The organism is Streptomyces sp. NPDC001292, assembly GCF_042896465.1.
GTDB lineage: Bacteria > Actinomycetota > Actinomycetes > Streptomycetales > Streptomycetaceae > Streptomyces.
Genome location: NZ_JBIAXG010000120.1, coordinates 1 through 3,002 on the forward strand (window position 1 = coordinate 1; position 3,002 = coordinate 3,002).

Consider the following 3,002-nt stretch of genomic DNA (forward strand, 5'->3'; position numbering starts at 1 on the left):
CCGACCAGCGGGCGCGGTCGCCGGTCCGGTACATCCGCTCGCCCACGCCACCGAACGGGCACGCCACGAACCGCTCGGCGGTCAGCCCGGCACGGCGCACATACCCCCGGGCGAGTGCGGCACCGGCGACGTACAGCTCCCCGACGACTCCGGGCGCCACGGGAGCGAGTGACTCGTCCAGGACGTACAGGCGCGTGTTGGCGATCGGTGTCCCAAGGGGGGTGCCCAGCGGCATGCGGCCGGGCGTGGTGCCGTCGGCAGGCAGCAGGTCGGAGAAGCGTCCGGTGGCCACACCGATCGTGGTCTCGGTGGGGCCGTAGTGGTTGAAGACCCCTCGGTCTCCGGCCGCCGAGAGCAGTTCCCGCACCCACGGGAGCGACGCGGCCTCTCCGCCCAGCACCAACGAGCGGGCCGGCAGGAGGCCCGCCGCACCGCCGGCCGCGGTCAGCGCCGCCAGATGCGAGGGGACCGCCTTCACGTAGTCGATGGCGTTGGCCGCCAGATATTCCGCCACCGCCGCCGGATCGGTCACGGCCCGCTCGTCCAGGACGTGCAGCCGGCCGCCCGTGGCGAGACTGGCGAACACCACGGTGTTGCCGAGGTCGGTCCCCTGGGCCTGGAGCAGCGCGTAACGGCCGCCGGGCTCCCCGAAGCCGACCCGGGCCGGCACCGAGGACACGTAGTTGGCCAGGGAGTCGTGCGTGACCGCGACGCCCTTAGGCCGTCCCGTCGAGCCGGACGTGTAGATCACGTACGCCAGCCGCGCAGAGGACGTGGGTGTCCCCGGAGCGGTGGCCTGGGACTGCGCGACCTCGGCCATGACGGCCGAGTCGTCCAGAGCCACCACGGCGGGCACCTCGTCGGCGGGCAGGACGTCGAGCACGTCCCGCGTGCCCAGCAGCACCTGGGCGCCGCTGTCGGCCAGCATGAACGCGATCCGCTCCGCCGGCAGCTCCACGTCGACGGGGAGGTACGCGCCCCCGGCCTTCCAGACCGCCAGGATCGCGGAGATCATCTCGATGCCGCGCGGCAGGCACAGCGCCACCACCGACTCCGGGACCACACCACGGCCCACCAGGTACCGGGCCAGCCGGTTCGTACGCTCGTCCAGCTCGGCGTAGCTCACCTCCAGGCCGTCCGCCACGAGGGCCACCGCGTCCGGTGTCCGCACGGCGTGCGCCTCGAAGAGTTCCGGCACCGACAGCTCGGGCGCGCCGGCCGAGGTGTCGTTCCATTCGGCGAGCACCTGCCGCCGCTCGTCCGCGCTCAGCACGTCGACCTCGCGGAGCCGGGTCTGCGGACGGGCGGACAGCAGCTCCAGCACCTGTGTCCAACGCTGCGCCAGCCGCTCGGCGCTCTCCATGTCGAACAGGTCCGCCGCCACGGTCAGGGATCCACGGATGCCCACCGGCTCGCCCTCGTTGTCGAAGACCTCACCCAGGCTCACGGAGACGTCGAACTTCACCGCCGACAGCTCCGCCGTCATCTCCTCGGTCCTGAGACCGGGGAGGTCCACCACGGCTTCGGCGGTGTTCTGGAGCGTGAGCATCACCTGGAAAAGGGGGTGGCGGGAGAGGGAGCGGGCCGGTGCCAGCTCCTCGACGAGCCGCTCGAAGGGCACGTCCTGATGCGCGTACGCCCCGAGGCTCGCCGCGCGCACCCGCGCCAGCACCTCACGGAACGTCGGGTCGCCCGACAGGTCGGTTCTCAGCACCAGCGTGTTGACGAAGAAACCGACGAGGTCGCGCAAAGCCGCATCGGTACGCCCGGCGATCGCGGACCCGATGGGAATGTCCCTGCCCGCGCCCAGCCGGGAGAGCAGCACCGAGAGGGCCGCCTGCAGCACCATGAACACCGTCACGCGCTCGTCACGGGCCAGCTTCGCGAGCCGCGCGTGGACATCGGCCGGGATGTCGAGCGGAACGCTGTGCCCCTGATGACTGGCGGCCACGGGGCGCGGCCGGTCGAACGGCAGCGCCAGCTCCTGCGGCGCTCCGTCCAGCGCCTCACGCCAGTAGTCGACCTGACGGTTCAACAAGCTATGCGGGTCGTCCTCCGCACCGAGGAGTTCCTGCTGCCACAGGGTGTAGTCCGCGTACTGGACGGGCAGCGGCTCCCACTCCGGCGCCCGGCCCGCACACCGCGCCGCGTACGCCACGGAGACGTCCTGGGCCAGCGGTCGCATCGACCAGCCGTCCCCCGCGATGTGGTGCACGACCAGCGTCAGCACATACTCGTCCGGCCCGGCCGCGAACAGCCACGCCCGGACGGGCACGTCCACGGACAGGTCGAAGGCATGTCCCGCCGCGGCGGCGACGGCACCGTCCAGCTCCTCCGGCGCCACCTCCACCACCTGGAGCTCCCAATCCAGGTCCTGCAGACCGAGGACGCGCTGGTAGGGCTCTCCGCCTTCGACGGGGAAGACCGTGCGCAGCACCTCGTGCCGGCCGAGCACATCGCGTAACGCGGCGGCGAGCGCCTGCCGGTCCACTGCGCCCGACAGCCTCAGTGCGACCGGGATGTTGTACGTGGCGCTCGGTCCCTCCATCTGCTGGATGAACCACAACCGGCGCTGCGCGAACGACAACGGGATCATCAGGACTCCTCCTGGCGACGCATCGGCCGCAATGCTGGCCTAGCTGATTTTTGGTCTCCGACCAGACGCGCGAGCCCGGCCGCCGTCGGTGCCTCGAATATGTCTGCGATACGTACGTCGATCCCGAGGGCCTCTCGGATCGAGCTGACGAGTTCCATGGCCAACAGGGAATGCCCGCCGAGCAGGAAGAAGTCGTCGTCCACGCCCACGCTCTCCAGGCCGAGGATTTCGGCGAAAGCAGCGCACAGGATTTCCTCGCGGGCGTTGGCCGGCCCTCGGCTGCTGGTGGCGGTGTGTTCGGGGGCGGGCAGGGCCCTGCGGTCCAGCTTGCCGTTCACGGTCACCGGGAGCTCGTCAAGGACGACGACGGCGGACGGAACCATGTACTCCGGGAGCCGACTCGCGG

General features: G+C 71.3%; 2 protein-coding genes. Both read right to left on the reverse strand.

Features of this window, described 5'->3' with window-relative positions; translation table 11 throughout:
- Positions 1-2,596 (reverse strand): amino acid adenylation domain-containing protein (locus tag ACFY4A_RS42410; protein ID WP_390834645.1); only part of this gene is annotated, 2,596 nt, incomplete at its 3' end.
- The coding region (locus tag ACFY4A_RS42415) for a phosphopantetheine-binding protein (RefSeq protein WP_390834646.1) at positions 2,596-3,002 on the reverse strand (407 nt) is incomplete at its 5' end. The genes ACFY4A_RS42415 and ACFY4A_RS42410, both read right to left, overlap by 1 nt.